The organism is Microbacterium sp. Bi128 (assembly GCF_918698205.1).
Window position 1 is genome coordinate 1 of sequence record NZ_CAKKMM010000707.1, and the last position, 2,599, is coordinate 2,599.

At 70.5% G+C, this 2,599-nt stretch carries 2 protein-coding genes; both read left to right on the plus strand.

The genetic code is table 11. From position 1 onward, the window contains the following. The coding region (locus LQV45_RS25155) for a sigma 54-interacting transcriptional regulator (RefSeq protein ID WP_230009349.1) at positions 1-1,243 on the plus strand (1,243 nt) is incomplete at its 5' end. Between the two features lie 25 nt (positions 1,244-1,268). Then, a partial coding sequence (locus LQV45_RS25160; RefSeq protein WP_230009351.1) for a hypothetical protein occupies positions 1,269-2,599 on the plus strand: 1,331 nt, incomplete at its 3' end.

The window sequence follows — 2,599 nt, forward strand, 5'->3', positions numbered from 1 at the left end:
CCGGACCGTGCTGCCCCAGCTCGAGCGGGCCCTGCTCGCCGGGCATGACGTCGTCCTGCTGGGCGAACGGGGCCAGGGCAAGACGCGGCTCCTGCGCACCCTGGCCGGGCTGCTGGACGAGTGGTCGCCGGTGATCGAGGACTCGGAACTGAACGAACACCCGTACGAACCCATCACGGAGCACTCCCGCGCCCAGGCCCTCACCGAGGGGGACCGGCTTCGGGTGGCGTGGCGGCACCGCTCGGAACGGTACGTCGAAAAACTCGCGACGCCGGACACCTCCGTCGCGGACCTGATCGGCGACGTCGACCCGATGCGGGTGGCCGAGGGACGCCGTCTCGGGGACCCGGAAACCATCCACTACGGCCTGGTCCCGCGCTCCAACCGCGGAATCATCGCCATCAACGAGCTGCCCGACCTGGCCGAGCGGATCCAGGTCTCGATGCTCAACGTGATGGAGGAACGCGACATCCAGATCCGCGGCTACGTGCTGCGACTGCCGCTGGACGTCCTGGTGGTCGCGTCCGCCAACCCGGAGGACTACACGAACCGCGGCCGGATCATCACGCCCCTGCGGGACCGCTTCGGCGCCGAGATCCGCACCCACTACCCGATCGAGCTCGACGACGAGGTCGCCGTCATCCGGCAGGAGGGGCAGCTGGTGGCCGGCGTCCCGCCCGTCATCCTCGAGATCCTGGCCCGCTACACCCGGGCGCTGCGGCAGTCGCCGGCGGTCAACCAGACCTCCGGGGTTTCCGCGCGGTTCGCCATCGCCGGCGCCGAAACCGTTGCCGCGGCGGCCCTGCGCCGGGCCAGCGTGCGCGGCGAAGACGAGGCCGTCGCCCGGATCATCGACCTGGACGCCGCCGTGGACGTCCTCGCCGGGAAGATCGAGTTCGAATCCGGCGTGGAAGGCCGGGAACAGGACGTCCTGGACCACCTCCTGCGCATGGCCACCGCGGAAGCCGTGCGGGCCCACTTCCACGGCCTGGACATGGGCCCGCTCGTGGCCGCGCTCGACGGCCACGCCACGGTCACCACCGGTGAACTGGTCACTGCGCGGGAGTTCCTCCACAACCTGCCGTCCCTCAACGGATCCAGCCTCTACGACGACATCAGTGAGCGCCTGGGCGCGGAAAACGACGGGCAGCGCGCCGCCGCCGTCGAACTTGCACTGGAAGGGCTCTACCTCGCCCGGCGGATCTCCAAGGAGTCCGACGACGAGGAGACGATCTACGGGTAGGCAGCTTTACGGCTAAGGAGGCCTCATGACCGCTCACAACCGGTCCAGGTACGGCCGGTACACGGGAGGACCGGATCCGCTCGCCCCGCCGGTGGACCTGGCGGAGGCGCTGGACGCCGTCGCCGAGGACGTCATGGCCGGCTACTCGCCCCGGCACGCCCTCCGGGAGTTCCTGCGCCGCGGCGGCCGGAACCGGGAAGGCCTCGACGACCTCGCCGGCCGCGTCCAGCAGCGGCGCAGTGAACTGCTGGGCCGGCACAACCTGGACGGCACCCTCAGCGAAGTCCAAAAGCTGCTTGAGACTGCGGTGCTGGAGGAACGCAAGCAGCTCGCCCGCGACGCGATGATGGACAACACCGACCGCGCTTTCCGGGAGATGCAGCTGCAGAACCTGCCGCGCTCCACGGCGGCGGCGGTCAACGAACTCGCCTCCTATGACTGGCAGTCGAGCACCGCGCGGGAGGCCTACGAGCGGATCAAGGACCTGCTCGGCCGCGAACTCCTGGACCAGCGGTTCGCCGGCATGAAGGAGGCCCTCGAGGGCGCCACCGAGGAGGACCGCGCGGCCGTGGCCGAGATGCTGCAGGACCTCAACGGGCTCCTCGGCAAACACCGCCGCGGTGAGGACACCGACGCGGACTTCCAGGAATTCATGGCCAAGCACGGCCAGTTCTTCCCGGAGAACCCGCAGTCGGTCGAGGAGCTGGTGGACGCGCTCGCCCAGCGCGCGGCCGCCGCCCAGCGGCTCCTGCAATCCATGTCCGCCGAGCAGCGCGAGGAGCTGATGCGGCTCTCCGCCCAGGCGTTCGGCTCGCCCGAGCTTATGGCACAGCTGGGCCAACTCGATTCCAACCTGCAGGCTTTGCGCCCCGGCGAGGACTGGTCCGGCTCCGAACGCTTCGAGGGCGAGGAAGGACTCGGACTCGGCGACGGCACCGGCGAGCTCCAGGACATCGCCGAACTGGACGAGCTGGCCGAACAGCTCTCCCAGGCCTACAGCGGGTCACGCCTCGATGACCTGGACCTGGACGCCCTCGCCCGCCAGCTCGGACAGAATGCTGCCGTGACGGCCCGCACCCTCGCGGAGATCGAACGGGCCATGCAGGACGGCGGTTTTCTCCAGCGCGGCGCTGACGGCGATCTCCGGCTGTCCCCGCAGGCCATGCGGCGGCTCGGCAGGTCGCTGTTGCGGGACACCGCCAAGCAGCTCTCCGGCCGGCAGGGCCGCCGGGACACGCGGGTTGCCGGGGCGGCCGGGGAGCAGACCGGCTCCAGCCGCCAATGGGAGTTCGGCGACGCCGAACCGTGGGACGTCACCCGCACCATCACCAACGCGATCCGCCGCACGATCGCCGA